Origin of the sequence: Marinobacter sp. UBA5687, from assembly GCF_002420325.1 — a bacterium.
Lineage (GTDB): Bacteria > Pseudomonadota > Gammaproteobacteria > Pseudomonadales > Oleiphilaceae > Marinobacter > Marinobacter nauticus.
The window spans coordinates 45653-61465 of sequence record NZ_DIHV01000052.1; the positions used below are offsets into that span (position 1 = coordinate 45653).

16 protein-coding genes are annotated in these 15813 nt (G+C 60.2%); 5 read left to right on the top strand and 11 right to left on the bottom strand.

Annotated features, from left to right (window positions below; all coding sequences use genetic code 11):
* The first annotated feature begins 25 nt into the window (after nt 1-25).
* The 5 genes from B3Y70_RS05485 to B3Y70_RS05505 are packed head-to-tail and all read left to right on the top strand — an operon-like array spanning nt 26 to nt 5268.
* A complete protein-coding gene (locus B3Y70_RS05485) occupies nt 26-1816 on the top strand; it encodes an IucA/IucC family protein (RefSeq protein ID WP_288589342.1) in 1791 nt (596 codons plus the stop codon).
* Nucleotides 1813-3114, top strand: a complete 1302-nt coding sequence (locus B3Y70_RS05490; protein ID WP_222179574.1) for an AMP-binding protein — start codon at nt 1813-1815, stop codon at nt 3112-3114. Before B3Y70_RS05485 ends, B3Y70_RS05490 begins: the two co-directional genes overlap by 4 nt.
* Nucleotides 3111-3380, top strand: coding sequence for a phosphopantetheine-binding protein (locus B3Y70_RS05495; protein WP_014422799.1), 270 nt, complete (start codon nt 3111-3113; stop codon nt 3378-3380). The genes B3Y70_RS05490 and B3Y70_RS05495 overlap by 4 nt, the downstream gene beginning before the upstream one ends.
* The gene (locus B3Y70_RS05500) at nt 3377-4396 is read left to right on the top strand and encodes a DUF6005 family protein (RefSeq protein WP_288589344.1); all 1020 of its coding nucleotides are present in this window, start codon (nt 3377-3379) and stop codon (nt 4394-4396) included. Before B3Y70_RS05495 ends, B3Y70_RS05500 begins: the two co-directional genes overlap by 4 nt.
* Entirely contained in the window at nt 4393-5268 is an 876-nt protein-coding gene (locus tag B3Y70_RS05505; RefSeq protein ID WP_288589346.1) for a sugar phosphate isomerase/epimerase family protein, read from the top strand. Before B3Y70_RS05500 ends, B3Y70_RS05505 begins: the two co-directional genes overlap by 4 nt.
* Here B3Y70_RS05505 and B3Y70_RS05510 read toward each other — a convergent pair.
* The 11 genes from B3Y70_RS05510 to B3Y70_RS05560 form a co-directional block, all read right to left on the bottom strand.
* Nucleotides 5244-5534, bottom strand: coding sequence for a DUF2218 domain-containing protein (locus B3Y70_RS05510; RefSeq protein WP_023009524.1), 291 nt, complete (start codon nt 5532-5534; stop codon nt 5244-5246). The genes B3Y70_RS05505 and B3Y70_RS05510 overlap by 25 nt on opposite strands.
* A 24-nt stretch (nt 5535-5558) precedes the next feature.
* Nucleotides 5559-6344, bottom strand: a complete 786-nt coding sequence (locus B3Y70_RS05515; RefSeq protein ID WP_273031193.1) for an ABC transporter ATP-binding protein — start codon at nt 6342-6344, stop codon at nt 5559-5561.
* Complete coding sequence (locus tag B3Y70_RS05520) at nt 6341-7438, bottom strand: FecCD family ABC transporter permease (protein ID WP_273031192.1); 1098 nt, start codon at nt 7436-7438, stop codon at nt 6341-6343. The genes B3Y70_RS05515 and B3Y70_RS05520 overlap by 4 nt, the downstream gene beginning before the upstream one ends.
* Nucleotides 7435-8583 (bottom strand): ABC transporter substrate-binding protein, encoded by a 1149-nt coding sequence (locus B3Y70_RS05525; RefSeq protein ID WP_273031190.1) that lies wholly within the window; start codon nt 8581-8583, stop codon nt 7435-7437. The genes B3Y70_RS05520 and B3Y70_RS05525 overlap by 4 nt, the downstream gene beginning before the upstream one ends.
* A gap of 8 nt (nt 8584-8591) precedes the next feature.
* Entirely contained in the window at nt 8592-10565 is a 1974-nt protein-coding gene (locus B3Y70_RS05530; protein WP_286714472.1) for a TonB-dependent receptor domain-containing protein, read from the bottom strand.
* 87 nt (nt 10566-10652) lie between these two features.
* Nucleotides 10653-12002: a sensor histidine kinase gene (locus B3Y70_RS05535; RefSeq protein WP_141067404.1), complete on the bottom strand. Its 1350-nt coding sequence runs from the start codon at nt 12000-12002 to the stop codon at nt 10653-10655.
* Nucleotides 11999-12703 (bottom strand): response regulator transcription factor, encoded by a 705-nt coding sequence (locus tag B3Y70_RS05540; protein ID WP_288589350.1) that lies wholly within the window; start codon nt 12701-12703, stop codon nt 11999-12001. The genes B3Y70_RS05535 and B3Y70_RS05540 overlap by 4 nt, the downstream gene beginning before the upstream one ends.
* A 70-nt stretch (nt 12704-12773) precedes the next feature.
* Complete coding sequence (locus B3Y70_RS05545) at nt 12774-13391, bottom strand: DUF4202 domain-containing protein (protein ID WP_011786946.1); 618 nt, start codon at nt 13389-13391, stop codon at nt 12774-12776.
* Nucleotides 13392-13500: 109 nt separating this feature from the next.
* A complete protein-coding gene (locus B3Y70_RS05550; RefSeq protein ID WP_286893535.1) occupies nt 13501-14118 on the bottom strand; it encodes a glutathione S-transferase family protein in 618 nt (205 codons plus the stop codon).
* Between the two features lie 77 nt (nt 14119-14195).
* Complete coding sequence (locus tag B3Y70_RS05555; RefSeq protein ID WP_273031183.1) at nt 14196-14933, bottom strand: alpha/beta fold hydrolase; 738 nt, start codon at nt 14931-14933, stop codon at nt 14196-14198.
* A gap of 1 nt (nt 14934) precedes the next feature.
* The coding region (locus tag B3Y70_RS05560; protein WP_288589353.1) for a M14 family zinc carboxypeptidase at nt 14935-15813 on the bottom strand (879 nt) is incomplete at its 5' end.

Below are 15813 nucleotides of genomic sequence, written 5' to 3' on the forward strand. Positions count from 1 at the left end.
ACCGCCCATGGCAGGACTGCAACCGGTGACCGCCCTGAGCGAGTTACCGGCCCAACGGGTGCTCCGGCAGCTGCTTGAAGCCCTGATGTTTGAAGGGGTGATTGCATACCATCCGGGCGATCGCAACCGCACCGGATGGCAATGGCTGACCTTCCAGGCTGGCAATCTGCACGGACGTTGCCGAGCCCGTATTCGGGGCTTTGGCCGACTGAGACTGGACACAAGCTCCCTGATCCTGGAGCGGAACCAGAGACCGGTGTCGCTCTCGCTGACCGCGCTGGTTGCACAGCTACCGGCCGCGAACCGACACCAGCAAACCCTGTTGACGGAGCTGCTGGCCACGATCAGCAACAGTGGACGGCTGGACGCCCTGCGCAAAGCCCGTTATTCCAGAGACCGCCGAAACCTGCATGGCGAAGCTCTGGACCGGGCCCTGCACGAAGGCCACCCCTACCATCCCTGCTTCAAGAGCCGACTCGGATTCCAGGGCGATGATCTGGTGCGCTATAGCCCGGAAACCAGCACCGGATTCAGGCTTCATTGGGTGGCAATTCCCCGACACAACCTGGATTCCCAGTTACCGTCTTCAGACATGGCTTTCTGGCAATCAGAACTGGGCCAGGAACAGGCTTATCTGCTGCGGGCAGCATTCCACCGGGCGGGCGTTGACTGGCAACAATATGGCGCGCTGCCAACCCACCCATGGCACTGGCAGAAACTCAGTCAGGGTCCCGAGGCCGCCCGGCTTGAGGCACTGGGCATCAAATGCCTGGGGCCTCTGGGAGACCGTTACCATCCAGGGCAGTCGCTCAGGTCTCTATTCAATGCCAGCCGGCCAGCGAAAGCCTGCGTAAAACTGCCTTTGGGTATTCACAATACCTCGTCACGCCGGCATCTGGAGCCCCATTCCGTGCCATCGGCTCCTGTCATCAGTCGTTGGCTCGAGTCCATTGTCGGCGGCGATCCACTGTTTGATACCACCTACCCGCTACGGCTGATGCCCGAATACGCCAGCCTGGGCGTTGCCGCGGGCGATGAGCAGGGAGCAGATAATTCGGGGCTTGCAGGGGAACTGGCCGCCATCTGGCGCGCCAGCATCGGCTCCCGGCTTCATGAGGGTGAGCAGGCCATCCCCTTAAATGCCCTGTTCCAGTGGCAGCCAGACGGCATGCCCTTTATTCACCCCTGGGTGGAGCACTATGGTCTGGTTCCCTGGCTGGAGGCCACGCTCAAGGCTGTCATTCTGCCAGTCTGGCATATGCTCGCTGCCCACGGCGTCGGTCTTGAGGCTCATGCCCAGAACAGCCTTCTGGTGGCGCGCAGCGGCTGGCCGAGAGCACTGATGCTTCGGGATTTCCACGACAGCGTCGAGTACGCCCGGGACTATCTGCCCCGGACTACCCCCGAACCGGACTTCGGCCCCCGGCAGGCATTCTACGATCAGGCACCGGATAACCAGTATTACCGCATGAGCAACCCGGAAGCCCTGCGCGAGCTGGTGATGGATACCCTGTTTATCTTCAATCTCAGTGAGCTCGCGCTGGTTCTGGAAGAGGCCTACGGATTTAACGAGGCGCGGTTCTGGGATCGAGTCCGGACAATCCTGACCAACTATGCACGACAACACCCGGAGCAGAGGTCCCGCCTGGATCGCCTGGGATGGGATCAACCCAACCCGCTCACCGAGTCGCTGCTACGCAGCAAACTTCAGCCAGACATCGAGCAGCCCCGCCACCGGGTGCCTAATCCCCTGGCCCCGGGCCCCAACGACACCCTGATGCCCTTCATTGATCACCATCACAAGAGGTTACCGTGACTGCACCTTTGTTCTATGTCGACAACATGCCTTACACGCAACCGGACTGCGACCAGATAGTCCAGTGCCTGGAGGAGCGCCCTGAATTTCAGGAGCCGGCCGGTTGCCGATTTGCGGTCTGCCTGCAGGACACCGCCCACTGGCTGGCCCTGTGCCTCTGGCTGAAACCCCTTGGCGCCAGTGTGCTGCCCATTCATTCCGGCACCCCCTATGCTGCGGCCCGAACCCTGGCCGAGAGCACGGGCTGCACCTACCTGCTGTTTGGCGAGCAACTCCAGGAAGTCACGCCCGAAGTCATTCGCGAGAAAGCGAAGACGGCCTGCGCCGAAGGCGGTGAGCTGATTCAGCTCAGCTCCGGCACCACGGGCAACCCCAAAACCATCACACGACCCTGGCACGACATAGAACGGGAGCTGGCCGCCTATGTTGCCCAATTCACTGAGGCCATGAGCTTGACACCGGTGGTCGCATGCCCGGTGACGCACTCCTACGGTCTGATCTGTGGTGTGCTGGCAGCCCTGCAGCGGGGGATTGCCCCCCAGGTGATCACCAATCTCAATCCACGTTCTATTCTTGCAAGGCTGCGCGCAGTACCCGAGCATCTGCTCTATGCCTCTCCGACCCTGGTCAGCTTGCTGATACGGATGCTGCCTGAAAACCAAAGACTGCACAGCGTCATGCTGTCCGGGGCGCCCCTGCCCGCCCCCGTGCTGGACCAGCTTCGAAACCGCTGCCTGCGCGTTTGCCAGCAATATGGCTGTTCGGAAGCCGGCTGCGTGGCGCTGAGCCCGGACGTGACTGAGCCTGGCCAACTCGGCCTGCCGTTATCGCATGTGTCAGTGCAGGCCGGGGGCTCCCCAGGGCAACCGGATGAAATCCTGATCACGGTTAAAGCCACCGGACAGCGCATTCACAGCAGGGATCTGGGCTATTTCGACCAGCAGGGTCAGCTGCATTTCCTGGCCCGTTCCGATGACACCATCAACGTTGCCGGCATCAACGTCTATCCGGGGGCCGTGGAAGACGTGTTTCTTGGCTATCCCGGGATTCGAGAGGCGGTGGCCTTCAAGCAACCGGATACCTTTGCCGGTGAGCGGGTTTGCCTGCGCTTTGTAGCAGACTCAGAAATAGACACCGACCAGCTGCGGCAATGGAGCCGGGGCCAACTGTCACCGCACCAGGTGCCGTCACTGATCGAACAGGTGGAAAGCATCAGCCGGCTCCCGAACGGCAAGGTCAGTCGCCGGCTGTTAACTGAATCCCTCAACCACAAAGATCAGCGGGAGGTGCCGGCATGAGTTCAGCCACTCCCACCCGCGAAGCCATTGAAGCGGTGATTCGAAGCCATCTGCCCAACGCCCGGCTTTCGGCGTTCTCAGCGACTGCCCGCCTCAACGCCGATCTGGCTATTGACTCGATTATGCTGTTGCAACTGATCGTACACCTGGAACTGGAATACGGCCTGCATATACCTGAAGAAGCGCTGCTGACCCATCAGCTCGAGACCGTTGAGGACCTGGAAGCGCTATTGGTCGCCACAGGCAACCCGGAGGTTTCCCTGTGATCAAAGTGCACTGTTTTGTCAGCTGTGTCTGCGAGATCATCAAACGCACCCCCGGTGTGGACCACCGCCCCTTCTACTTTGGCGTATGGGATGCGGACTTCTCGGTCAATGAGGAGCAGGTTCTGTCCTACCACTCGCCCCATACCCGGCACGACCAGTTCCGGGAGTGGTACCGGCTACTGTACGGCGTCACCATTGAATCCTGGTATAACCACCAGCAATCGAAAGAGGCCAACATCGACCGGCTGATTGAACTGGTGGAAACGCGCCCTTCCGATCGTCAGGTCATGGTCATGCTGGACCTTTACCGACTGCCAGAACGGGAAAACAAATTCCACCAGAACCCGTTTCCCCACTACGTGATGTTGGAAGCCACGGAAGATCCGGAGCAGTGGTTCATGTCGGACCCGGATTTTCGCTGGGAGGGTGTGCTGCCCAAAGACCGGATTCTGGAATCGGTCCGCTCCCCGGCCGCTGCCGGTGGCTTCTGTTTCGATGGCCTGGACATCCGGCATACGCCCGCGGAGACGGTAGCCGCTTATTTCGCCCAGTGCATGAAAGCGGAGACCAATCCGTTTACCGATGCCTTGCGGCAGATTCTGCACGCCCATATCGGTCCCGACGCCAGGCAACCACTGGCAAACCTGCCCCGGGCATTCAGGGAGATTCCAGTAATGGCGATTCGCAAGTACGCCTACGAGCACGCCTTTGCCTGGCTGCTGGAGGATCAGGGCCGCACCGCCGAGGGCGATCCGTGGTTCGAAGCGCTGTGCGAGGACATTGACCGGCTGGTGAAAACTTACACACAGATCCAGTACCGGGCGCTGAAACTGGTGATGTCCGGTAACGCTGCCCTGCTGGCCGGGGTCGAGCAGCTGCTGGACGAGCAGGATCGGCGGGAGTTCGCCATCAAGGAAAGCCTACAGGGACTGTTCCAGGAATGGCAGCAGCAACACCCCGATCTCACCAGCGCTACCGCCGACACCGGGACGTCCGACCTGGAGGTATTACCATGATCCGCTTCCACCTGTGTACCATCTCGTTCCGCCACCAGTTGGTGTCATTACCGGAACTGGCCACCTGGGCCGGGGCCACCGGCTTCGACGGCATTGAACTCTGGGGCGTGCATGCCCGGCACCTGTCAGAACAACCCGGCCTGGATGGCCGCTGGCTAAAAAGCCAGGGACTGGCCATTCCCATGGTCAGCGACTATCTGCCACTGGAGAGCGGTGAACAGGAGGCCATCCGCTACACCCGCGACCTCTGCCGACTGGCCCGGCACTGGCAGGCACCCAAAGTGCGAACGTTTGCCGGCCATCAGGGCAGCGCCGAGCTTGACCGGGGGCAGCGCCAGGCCCAGACCCGACGTCTGCAGACGCTGACCCGTTGCGTCGCAGATGAAGGCCTGACCCTGGTGGTGGAAACACACCCCGGCACCCTGGCCGATACGGTCGACTCCACGCTGACGTTGCTAACCGACGTGGATCACCCGGCCCTGGGTATCAACTTCGACGCCTTGCATGTCTGGGAAGCCGGAGCAGACCCAAAGCTGGCGCTGCAACAAATGGCGCCCTGGGTCAGACATTTTCACTTCAAGAATATCCGTCATCGGGATCAGCTCGGCGTATTTGCTCCGGCTAATGTCTACTCACCGGCCGGTTCCCGGCAGGGAATGGTGCCTGTGCTGGACGGTGCCTGTGACTACCGGCCGCTACTGGACACCCTGGCCGGCTGGCAGCAGTCGCAAACCCATCCGGCCCCACTGGACATTTCCCTGGAGTGGTTCGGCCCGGACAGCTACCGGGTGCTATGCAGCGATCTTCACCAGTTGCGGCAAAACGTTCGCCAGAACCACGCGCAATCTCAGGCGCTGGCCGTCTGCCAGTGAACCTCATCCACCTCATCGCCGGCAAAGCGGATGAGGTGGGAAGCTACCACCTGGCCCAGCTCCTCCAGCTCCGTCTCGGTGGGTGACTGGCACCGCATAAGCAACTTACCGTCTGCTGCTTCAAGCCGGCATTCACCAATGGAGAAAGTCAGCCTGCCATCGGTCCCGGTCCACTCAGCCTCAATCTTGTGGCGAAAGTGTTTGCACAGGCGATTGATCAGGCGACCGGGATCGGTGGTGGCCACTTGGGCGTTCATGGTTGGCATGGCAGTTTCCTTGACATCAGTGGGTCAACTAACACTGGCGGACAGCGGACGATCCGCCAGCACGATGGGGTGTCCACGAGAGCACTGTTCGATTCTGGCTTCGATACCATAGGTTTGGGCCAGCAGCTCCGGCGTCAGTACCTGTGCCGGTGTGCCCAGCACGGCCTGGCCGCCGGGAGACAACACCAGAACCTGGTCGCAATAGCGCAGGGTCAGATTGAGATCATGGCTGGCCACCAGGGCAATCGAGCCGGTCCGGCTGGTGGCGTCACGCACCGCGTTGAGCACGTTGAGCTGCCAGTGCAGGTCCAGGGCGCTGGTGGGCTCATCCAGCAGCATCAATGGCGTCTGGCGTACCAGTACCTGAGCCAGCCCTACCATCTGGCGCTGACCACCAGACATTTCCGACAGTCGCCGAAGCGCCAGTTGCCGGATACCCAGGGTGTCGAAAATCTCTTCGATCGCCAGCTCGGTCTCTTCCCGGGACCAGTCGCCGCGAGCAGAGCGGCAGGCGCTGAACACAGTTTCGTAGGCCACCAGGGGAATGGCCTGGGGCAGTGGTTGCGGCAGGTAGCCGACACGACGAATGCGCTGGTGGGCAGTAATCGCCGCCAGATTCTCCCCGGCAAAGGTCATGGTGCCGGCAATCGGCAGCAGACCGGCGATGGATTTCAGCAGCGTGGACTTACCCACAGCATTAGGGCCAACCACGGCCACCAGGGAGCCTGCGGGTATCTCCGGCAGGGTAAGTCCGGTGAAGACGGATCGGTTCCGGTAGCCGGCGGTCACGGATTGCAGCTTCAGGGTCACAACGCGGCCCTCCTGCTGCGGCCAATGATCAGGGTGATGAACAGCGGGATACCTACCAGGGCGGTCACAATACCCACCGGCAATACCACCCCCGGCACCAGCAGCTTGCTGGCGATGGATGACAACGACAGCAGAACGGCCCCGGCCAGGGCGCTGCCCGGCAACAGAAAGCGATGATCTTCACCCAGCATCAAACGGGCGATGTGGGGCGCCACCAGGCCGATAAACCCGATTTCCCCAACGAAACACATGGCCGCCGCGGTCAACAGGCTGACCCGCATCAGCACCACCAGGCGCATGCGCTCCACCCGGATACCCAGACTGCGGGCCTGCTCCTCACCACTGCGCAACAGGGTCATGGCCCAGGCATTACGAAGGGAAAACGGCAGGCACAGCGCAAGCACCAGGGCGACAATGGCCACTTTGTCCAGACTGGCCCGAGCCAGGCTACCCATGGTCCAGAAAACAATCTGCTGAACCGACTCGGCGTCGGCCATGAACTGGATCAGGCCCACCACTGCGTTGATGCCGAATAACAGGGCAATACCAAACAGCACCACCGCATGCACCGAGGCCCCCAGAGTGCGTGACAATACCAGAATCAGCAGCGAGGCGGCCGCGGCGAACACAAAGGCAGATAGAGGCAACAGCACATGAGCCGCCAGCCCCAATACCGAGATATTGAAGGCAATCACCAGGGACGCCCCCAGGGTGGCAGCCGCACCGACGCCCAGGGTAAACGGGCTGGCCAGCGGATTATTCAGTACCGTCTGCATCTCCGCCCCGGCAAGGCCAAGGCAAGCGCCGACCACCACCGCCATCAACGCGTAGGGCAGTCGGATATCCTCAATGATCACGCGGGTGCCGGCATCGATACCCTCAGGGTTGAGTAGTCCTCTGAACACATCCAGCAATCCCAACATCGACGGCCCGCTGGCAATATCCACCAGCAGTGCCGTCATCGCCGCGAGGGTCAACCCTCCCAGGCATAACACCCGGCGCCAGACAAAACGCCGATAGTCATCGGCCAGCGAGGACACCCTGGTGGTAGACGATTTCAGCCCAGCATCTTGCCTATACTGCACTGGCGTCATTTCTGGGCCTCCCCGGCTGTCACCCAATAGACTCCGTCGAGCGGCACTGGCTGGAAACGCCGGTAGAATTCCGCCAGGGTCGCGTTCGGGTTCAGCTCGCCAAACGCCTCCGGGTGAAACCACCGGGCCAGAGCCTGGACCGCCACCACGTTCATGGGCGTATTGTAGAAGTGGTGCCAGATGGCCATGGCCCGACCCTCTCGGATGGGTTTAACCGCCCGCAGTCCCGGGCGGTCGGTGGCCCGGACAAGCGATGCCCTGGCCATCTGCTCATCAATACCGGCCCCGAGCATCACGTAAGCATTGTCGGTATCGGACGCCTGATACCGTCGGGAGCCAATGGCCGTGGCTACGTAGCGCTGGGGCGGCTCACTGATCAGGTATTCCAGATTGAGTACACCACTGACCCCGGGAACCCGGCCTTGGGCCACATTCCTGCCGCCGGCAGCCTTGATGAAGTGCCCCATCATGCCCTCCACCATGGTCTCACAGCAGCTGTCATGCCGGCCCAGACGACTGTGCAGGAACACGCTGGGCCAGTCGCCTCGCGGAATATCTTCCACTACGTCGGTGACCCGGGCGAGCTGTTGCTGGTAGAACCGGTTGAAGACCTCGGCCTCATCCTGACGCCCGAGAATCTCACCCAGAACAGCCATGCTCCTGGGGGTATTGACCAGCGGGTCCTGGCGAAAATCAACAAACACCACCGCCACGCCCGCTCGCTGCAGGCTGTCAATCAGCGCCCGGTTATGGGCACCGGGGCCGTGGCCCTCAAGACTGAAAATGGCCAGGTCTGCCTCCATGGCCAACACACTTTCCAGACTGAAACTGTCAGCCGAGGTATGCCCCACCCGAGGAATATCCGCGAGCGAGGGAAACGCTTTCAGATACTGGGCATAGCCCCCCGGATCCGTCATTTCGAAATCCGGCAACAGCCCGGCAAGGCGATCCGGCAGCTGCTCCCCTTCCAGTATGGCAAGGGCCGGAATGTAGCGACTCTCGCCCAGTATCACTCGCTCGACACTCTCGGGCACCTCTACCGTCCGCCCCGCCAGATCGGTAACCGTGTCCGCCGCCAGGGAGAGCTCAGCCAGTAAACAGAAAACGCCGCCCATCAGGGCGGCTGTGATTTGGTAACGCAACATCACGGACCTCAGAACCGCATGGCCAGGCCAACACGGATGTCCCGCCCCGGCTCCGGCATGCCAACGATTCCCTCATAGTCCTCAATGTGCTGGTAATCCGCATTGCTGGCATGATCCAGGTACTGCTTGTCGCCGACGTTCTTGATGGTCAGGCTCAGGCGCAGATCCTCATTGCCGGTGGGCAGCCAGTGCAGAAACAGGTCGTGCACGCCGTATCCAGGCTTGTCGATGCTGCCAACCGAGGTGTCCAGATTATCGATACCCTGAACAAAACGGCCCTGCCAGCCAAACTCCAGGTTTCGATCCCAGCGGTACGCCAGGTCCGCAATCCAGGTATCTCCCATGGTGTTACCCAGCAGATTGTGCTCGTACACCGTCAACGGCTGGCCATCCACTTCGGCATCGTTACTGTGGAAGCTCAGTCCGGCGGAAAGTGCCTGCCATTGGTAACCGGCCGAGATCAGATAGCCGTCAGACTCGAGATCACCGATGTTCTTGTAGATGGATTCCCGGAACGGCAGCAACGGATCAGCAATGGCGTCCTTGATTTCAGAACGGTACACCTCGGCCGACAGTCGGAAGTTGTCGTAGCGGTAATCAAAACCGACTTCAGTATTCCGGGCTTTTTCACCTTCCAGATCCGGATCGTTTTCAGAGCCTTCCAGCTTGAACGAATCCTGAGTGGTTGGCCCGCGAAAGGCCTCGGCATAACCAGCTTTCAGGGTGAGGCCGTCCACCACTTCCCAGGCCAGGTTGGCATTCGGGCTGACCTCGTCTTCACTGAAGCGCTGGTCGTTGTTGTCCTTGAGCCGGTAGTCGTCATAACGGGCACCGGCACTGAACAACAGGCGGCTGGTGAGCCATAGATCGCCCTGCAGGTACACACCCAGTACTTCACCGGTCTGTTGTTCGGCTCTTTTATCCTCCTGATACCCGGCGTTCACCTTGTCCTCCCGATAATCGACACCGTAGGTCAGGCTGTGCTCGCCAAAACGACTGGTGTTGCGAAGGTCGCCGCCGATGTTCCGGCTAAACCCGAAATAACGCCCCCAGCGATCCTCAACGTTCTGCTCGATGTCTGACTCGGTGTGGTAAACGGTTGCCTCAAGATCTACCAGGGCATTGCCTGCGGGTGCGTATCCGTAATTCAGGGTGGTGGTGTCCCGGCGGCCATCCAGGTCGTAAAGGCGATTGAAACCACTGACAATCAATTGTGGGCGCTGGGGCCGCTCCCCCTCATCGGTGCGCACCTCGTGACTGAGCTTCAGGGTCTGATCAGCCGGCAACTGGCCCACCAGTTTGGCAAAACCAAGCTGCTGACGGGCATCACTGCCGGCAATACGGTCGCCACTGCCATCCTTGAAGGGCTCGTGGTCACTCTGGCTGACAGACACCAGGGTACTCCAGTTATCGCTCAGCCGGCCAAAGGCGGTACCACTGGCTTTGTAGCCATCGGTATTGGAGAAAGAACCGAATTTAACCAGGGCCCCGGCGTTTTCGCCTGGCCGCAACATGTCTTCGGGATCCTTGGTGACAAAGCGGATTGAGCCACCCAGAGCGCCAGCCCCGTCAGTGGCCCGGCCAGCCCCGGCATTGACTTCAACCTGCTTGAGCAACTCCGGCTCCACCGACAGTCGACCGGAGTGATGGAACAGTGCCCCAGCCTGGGTGGCGCCATCCACGGATACGTTCAAAAGCGGGTCTTCAAAGCCTCGGACATAAACTTTCTGGGCGATGCTGTTGGACCCACCAACGCTTACGTCTGGCTGGCCCGCAAAGACGTCTTCCAGATCGTCCGCCTGGAAACGCTCTATGGTCTCTGCATCGACCACAGTATCGGCGTCCACCTCACGGTCTGCCGTTACCTGAATGGGATCCAGAGACACCGGCTGTGCATGAGCCAGAGGTGCTGCCATCAGTGCCAGCCAGAGGGTGTTGCGACGAAAGCGCCGGGGTTGTTTCATCGGTGAGGAATTTGCCATCACGACCGCACTCCATTATGCAAATGATTCGTATTTGGAGTGCATTCTCGATAACTTGTGTCGCGAAGTGAACCAGTTTTACATTTGTTACATCCGGACTGCAGGCAACCACAAATGCATCGCCAGACCACCGTTCCCCGCAAGATTACAGGCCCGGATTCGCCCCCCTATGGCATCCAGATGCCGGCTTGCCAGCGCTAACCCCAGGCCATGGCCAGACGGCACACTTTCCCGGATCCGTGTGGCCCGGAAAAAGGGCCGGAAGATCGCCTCCAGTTGCTCGGCCGGAACACCCGGCCCGTCGTCCTCCACCGACAGCCGGTACCCACCGGCTTCCTCCTGCAACCGTATCATTACCGTGCCACCGGCCGGCGTATACTTGCAGGCATTGCGGACCACATTTTCAATGGCCTGTGCCAACGCCCGATGACTGGTACCCCGAATCTCCGCCTGTTCCGGAAGCTCGGTCCTGATATGATGCTCCGGGTACTCGTAGCGGGCGTCTTCCGCAATGGTATCCACCAGATCGGTCAGATCCAGATCCTCCTGGTTGAGCTCCGGCTGCTCGTTCTCCAGCCAGGCCAGGGTCAGGGTGTCCTCTACCAGGGCGCGCATCAGATCGCACTCCCGCCGTATTCGGGGCAGGAAATGCTGGGTATCGATGCCTTCCTCTACGCAACTGATGGCCATATCAATCCGGGTCAGGGGCGTTCGCAGCTCATGGGAGAGATCTGAGATCAACCGGCGCTGGGACTGGATCAGATCGCCGATCCGCTCAGCCATCCGGTCAAAGGTCTCTGCCAGCGCGGTCAGTTCGTCATTTCTGTTACCCAGCAGAGCCCTGGCTCTGGCGCCCAGATTACCCTCACTGAACTGGCGGGTTGCCAGCTCCAGCTGGCGAACGGGATTCATCAGGTGCCGGTAAATCACCAGACACAATGCCAGCAGCACCGTCAGTGGCAGGGCAGCTTTCAGGAATAGCCGCGCCTCCGGCAGGTAAGCGCCCGGCCGCATACGCTGAGGCAGGGTAATCAGGAAATGGGTGTGGCCATCGGCGAAGGTAAGATCCATGATCGGGTTTTCGGTGAAATACAGATGGATCTTCCATTCCACGTTGCGTCCAAGCCGAAAACCCTCCTGAAACTGTGAGGACAGTTCACTGCCAGCCAGCGGCTGTATCTCGGACCGAACCACCGCCGCCCAGGTGTTTTCGTCCCGTTGCAGCTGCTCCAGCCAGCGGGCAAGGGCCTGTTCGTCGCCGGCCAGGTACAGACGCTCTGCTGTGTGCCCCCAGTCTTTCAGGGTCTCCTGATGCTTGCGGGCAATAAAACTCATCTGCTGTTCGGTAGTGGTCCCCAGAAAGGAGATCACCCAGAACAACACCAGCGTACCCAGTGCCAGTGTGCCTGACAGCTTCCACCACAAACGACGATTCACTGGAAGCAATACCCCTTGCCGTGCACTGTCTGCAGTCGGTCACCGGCAACGCCGGCCTCCACCAACTTGCGGCGCACCCGGCTCAGGTGCATGTCCAGGCTCCGATCGTAGCGACTGAACTCTTTCTCCAGCACCACCTGGTAGAGATAGGGTTTGCTCAACGCTTCGCTCTGATGCAGCACCAGAATCCAGAGCAGGCGAAACTGGATGGGAGTCAGCGAGACCGGATTACCCTGAACGCTGACGGCCATGGCATGACGATCAAGCTTTAACTCACCGGCAGCCAGTGTGGCAGGGTCTGTGCGCTGATCGGTTTCGCCCAGTGTGCGTCGCAGCAACGCCTCGATTCGCAACAGCAATTCAGTGAAACTGAAAGGTTTTGGCACATAGTCATCGGCCCCCTGCTGATACCCCATAATGCGCTCTTGCTCGGCACCACAGGCGGTCAGCATCATGACCGGGGTCTGGCGGGTTTTACGGAGTTTCTCCAGGAATTCGAACCCGTTCATCCGTGGCAGCAGCACATCCAGAAGAATCAGATCCAGCCGCTGCCCCATAGCGGTGATCAGTGCCTGATCGCCCTCATAGCGCTGCACCACGTGATAGCCCCGGGAGGCCAGTAATCCGGACAGCTGATCACTGAGGGACTGATCGTCTTCGACAATCAGGATTTTCGGATTTCGGTCGGCCAGTGTCGCCATGGTTTGCCATCCATTGCCAAATGATAATGCATATCATATGCAGCGAATGACAGTAGCTCAAGTGCAGGATTCACTCAGCGGGTGCGGCAAGCGCCTCCTGCAGCAAAGCCAACAGATGGGCGGGCATGCCCTCGGCCAGCTTCAGGGCCGCACTGTGGCCACGGGGTGTCATTTTCCCCCAGGTCCGGCGCACAATGCGCAGCCATTTTTCTTTGTCGTAATCCGGGTTGTCTTCAAAGAATTGCGCAAAATAGCGCTCCAGAAACACCATACAAGCCACATCTTCCAGCAACTGGGTGTCTTCGTCTTCCCGCAATTTACGCTTGGTCAGAATAGTTTCGACCCGTTCGCACTCCGCTTTCGGGTAGCCGCAAGCCGCCATGATCTCCGCTGCCCGGCGACCATGCATGCGGCCGCAGGCCTGACGCCATTGATAGTAATTCTTGCGGCCCTCACCATAGTCACTGCGGGGCATGGTCCAGCGCTCGATATGCTGGGCCCGACAGGCAATCTGCATGCGCTCGGAAGGTTCCGGCTCCAGTTCAAACAGCCAGCGGGTCATGTGCAGGCTGTAGGCGTATTCCCTGGGAAGGGATTCACCGCCTATTTCCTCACGGTTGGGATCCTGCTGGTTTGCCTGGTCGATGGCATTGATCGCACATTCAAGGTTGGCACTGTTGCTCATCATTCAGTCCTTCAAGTCGCACGGCTCGCTCCTGGCGCCCCCGTGTGAACAGGGCGCGCCATCCCATCAAGCGATACTATCAGCCGGCTGGACTTCAGGTCACCGGCAAACGTCAGGCCTGCGCCGAAGGCCGAGCCTTGATCCGGTCGAACCAGGCCTGCAGGTGTTCCTGCTCCGGTTTGATGCGGATATTGACCACCCGGGCGAAGGCCACGGTGGTGAAGGCATTGATGTCGGCCGCGGTGAACCGGTCACAGCAAAGATATTCCCTGCCCTCGAGCTGCTTGTTCAGGAAATGCATGAATTTCTCGACGCCCTGGCCGCACTCTTCCCCCCACTCCTTGATGGGATTCATCCGGTCCTTGAAATAGCCGGTGGTGTGCTGAAAGCACATGCCGGTGGGCATCATGAAATAGAATTCGATCCAGCGCAGCCACTGCTCCACCTGGGCTTTCTCCAGCGCCGATTCACCCAACAAGCTGGGCGTGTCCGGATAGCTTTCTTCAAAATAGCGGCAGATGGCCATGGTTTCGGCAATGCAGGTGCTGTCGTCCAGTTCCAGTACCGGCACTTTCTTCATCGGGTTGCGGGCAACAAATTCCGGGCTCAGGTTCTCCCCTTTTTCAATATCCACCTGCACCAGTTCAACCTGGTCCAGCAAGCCTTTCTCGGCCAGGAACATGCGCACTCGGCGTGGGTTAGGGGCAGTTCGGGTTTCGAAGAGTTTCATCTTGTTATTGGCTCCGTTCACTCGTTGAATTGACGCCAATGAGCGTGACCGCAAAAAACAGTTGCGTCAAGCAACCGCTATTGGCCGGGCAACCAGTTTTTGATCTGCCGAATGATCCAGTCGGGTTCATCCAGCGGCAGATCGTGCCCGGCATCCGGATGCAGCCGAAGCGTCCAGCACCAGCGTCGTTCCAGTTCGGCGCTGCAATGCCAGTGCACAATACGGTCACCCTTACTGGCAAGCAGCAGGGCATCTGCCATGGGCCGCTCGGGCAAGGGCTGAAACCGGGCCGCCGCCTGCAACTGATTGAACGCCGTATAATAGTTGACCGGGCGCTGGCGCTGGATGCTGTACCAGGCTTTGCACACCGACAGTGGAATCTCTCGATTGGACGTCAGTCGCAGAATATCCCGTTCCCGGTGAAACAGCTCGCGACGTGCCAGCAGCTGAGTGACGCGCGGCCAGGCCAGCGGGCGCATGCGTTTCCAGAACGGACTGAAACCGGAACTGGTGTTGACCAGAACCAGGTGCTGCAACTCCCCGGGTTCCGCATGCTGCGCCCAGTCAAGGGCCACCATACCACCCATGGACAGCGCCAACAGGCTGAACGGCCTGGGTATATGATTGACCTGCTCACAGACGCGCCTGCGAATCTCAGGGATAGTGCCGGGAGAATCCTCGCGGAACAGTGTGCCGGTGCCCGGCAGATCAATGGTGTGGAACCGGTGTTCCGGAAAGGCCGAGCGAAGCTGTGCCGGGAAATCGCCCCAGTGGCCCTGCTCCCGGGTGAGGCCTCTCAGAAGGATCCAGTGCATGTCATCGGCTATCCCTGTACCAGTGCATAATGGCAGCTTCCCTCAGCATGGACTCTTCATCCGACCCCGGCAACCAGTTCTCATGACTGGCAGCGGCGTTCAACAGGAAATCAATCCACGGCATGTGACTGCGCAACACCCGTTGGTGTCGGTGCGGAACCAGTGGGTTGAAGAAGCCTTCCAGCCGAAACAGCTGACGCGGGCGTTTACGAATCCAGCGCCAGGATCCCATTTCCAGGGTGAGCGGCAGGAAAACTCCGTCGCTGGTTCGGTTAACCTGTTTGTAAAAGTAGTCCCATAGATCACCATGGGTCAGATAGTGGGCAGATTGCGGCTCAAACCGGTACGTGTGATTGGGGTAGGCCTGTTCCCAGATCAGCTTGAGCGCCATGACCGAGCCAATACGGCGCATGGGCCGGCGGCGATAGGCGTAGGGAAACCAGATCTGATCCTGCCAGCCAAACCCGGAGTGACAATCCAGCGCCAGGCTGAATGGACGGCCCGGGAGCAGTTCCCGGATCACCGACTCGAGGGCCAGGTTCTCGGCTTCCATCCCCTGTTCGGGATCACCGGTATACCAGGGCAAGCGTGGTGAAAGCCGCTGCCCTCCCAACAGGAAGGCACTGCGATCCTGGGCCGTAATCGGCGCATTACGCATCAGATCAACCCCCTTCGGATTGCTGCGCTGGTTCAGGTACATGCCGCCCGGGTTCAGCATGGGCAGAAGCGTGATATGCACCCGCTCCAGAAGCGCCCGTACGCTGTCATCCCAGGCCAGGCGTGCCAGAAAAGAAGACAGCCACGCCATCACCACCTGCGTGCCGATACGCTCAAGCCCATGAACTCCGCCAATGAGCATAACAACGGGCGCATCCTTGCG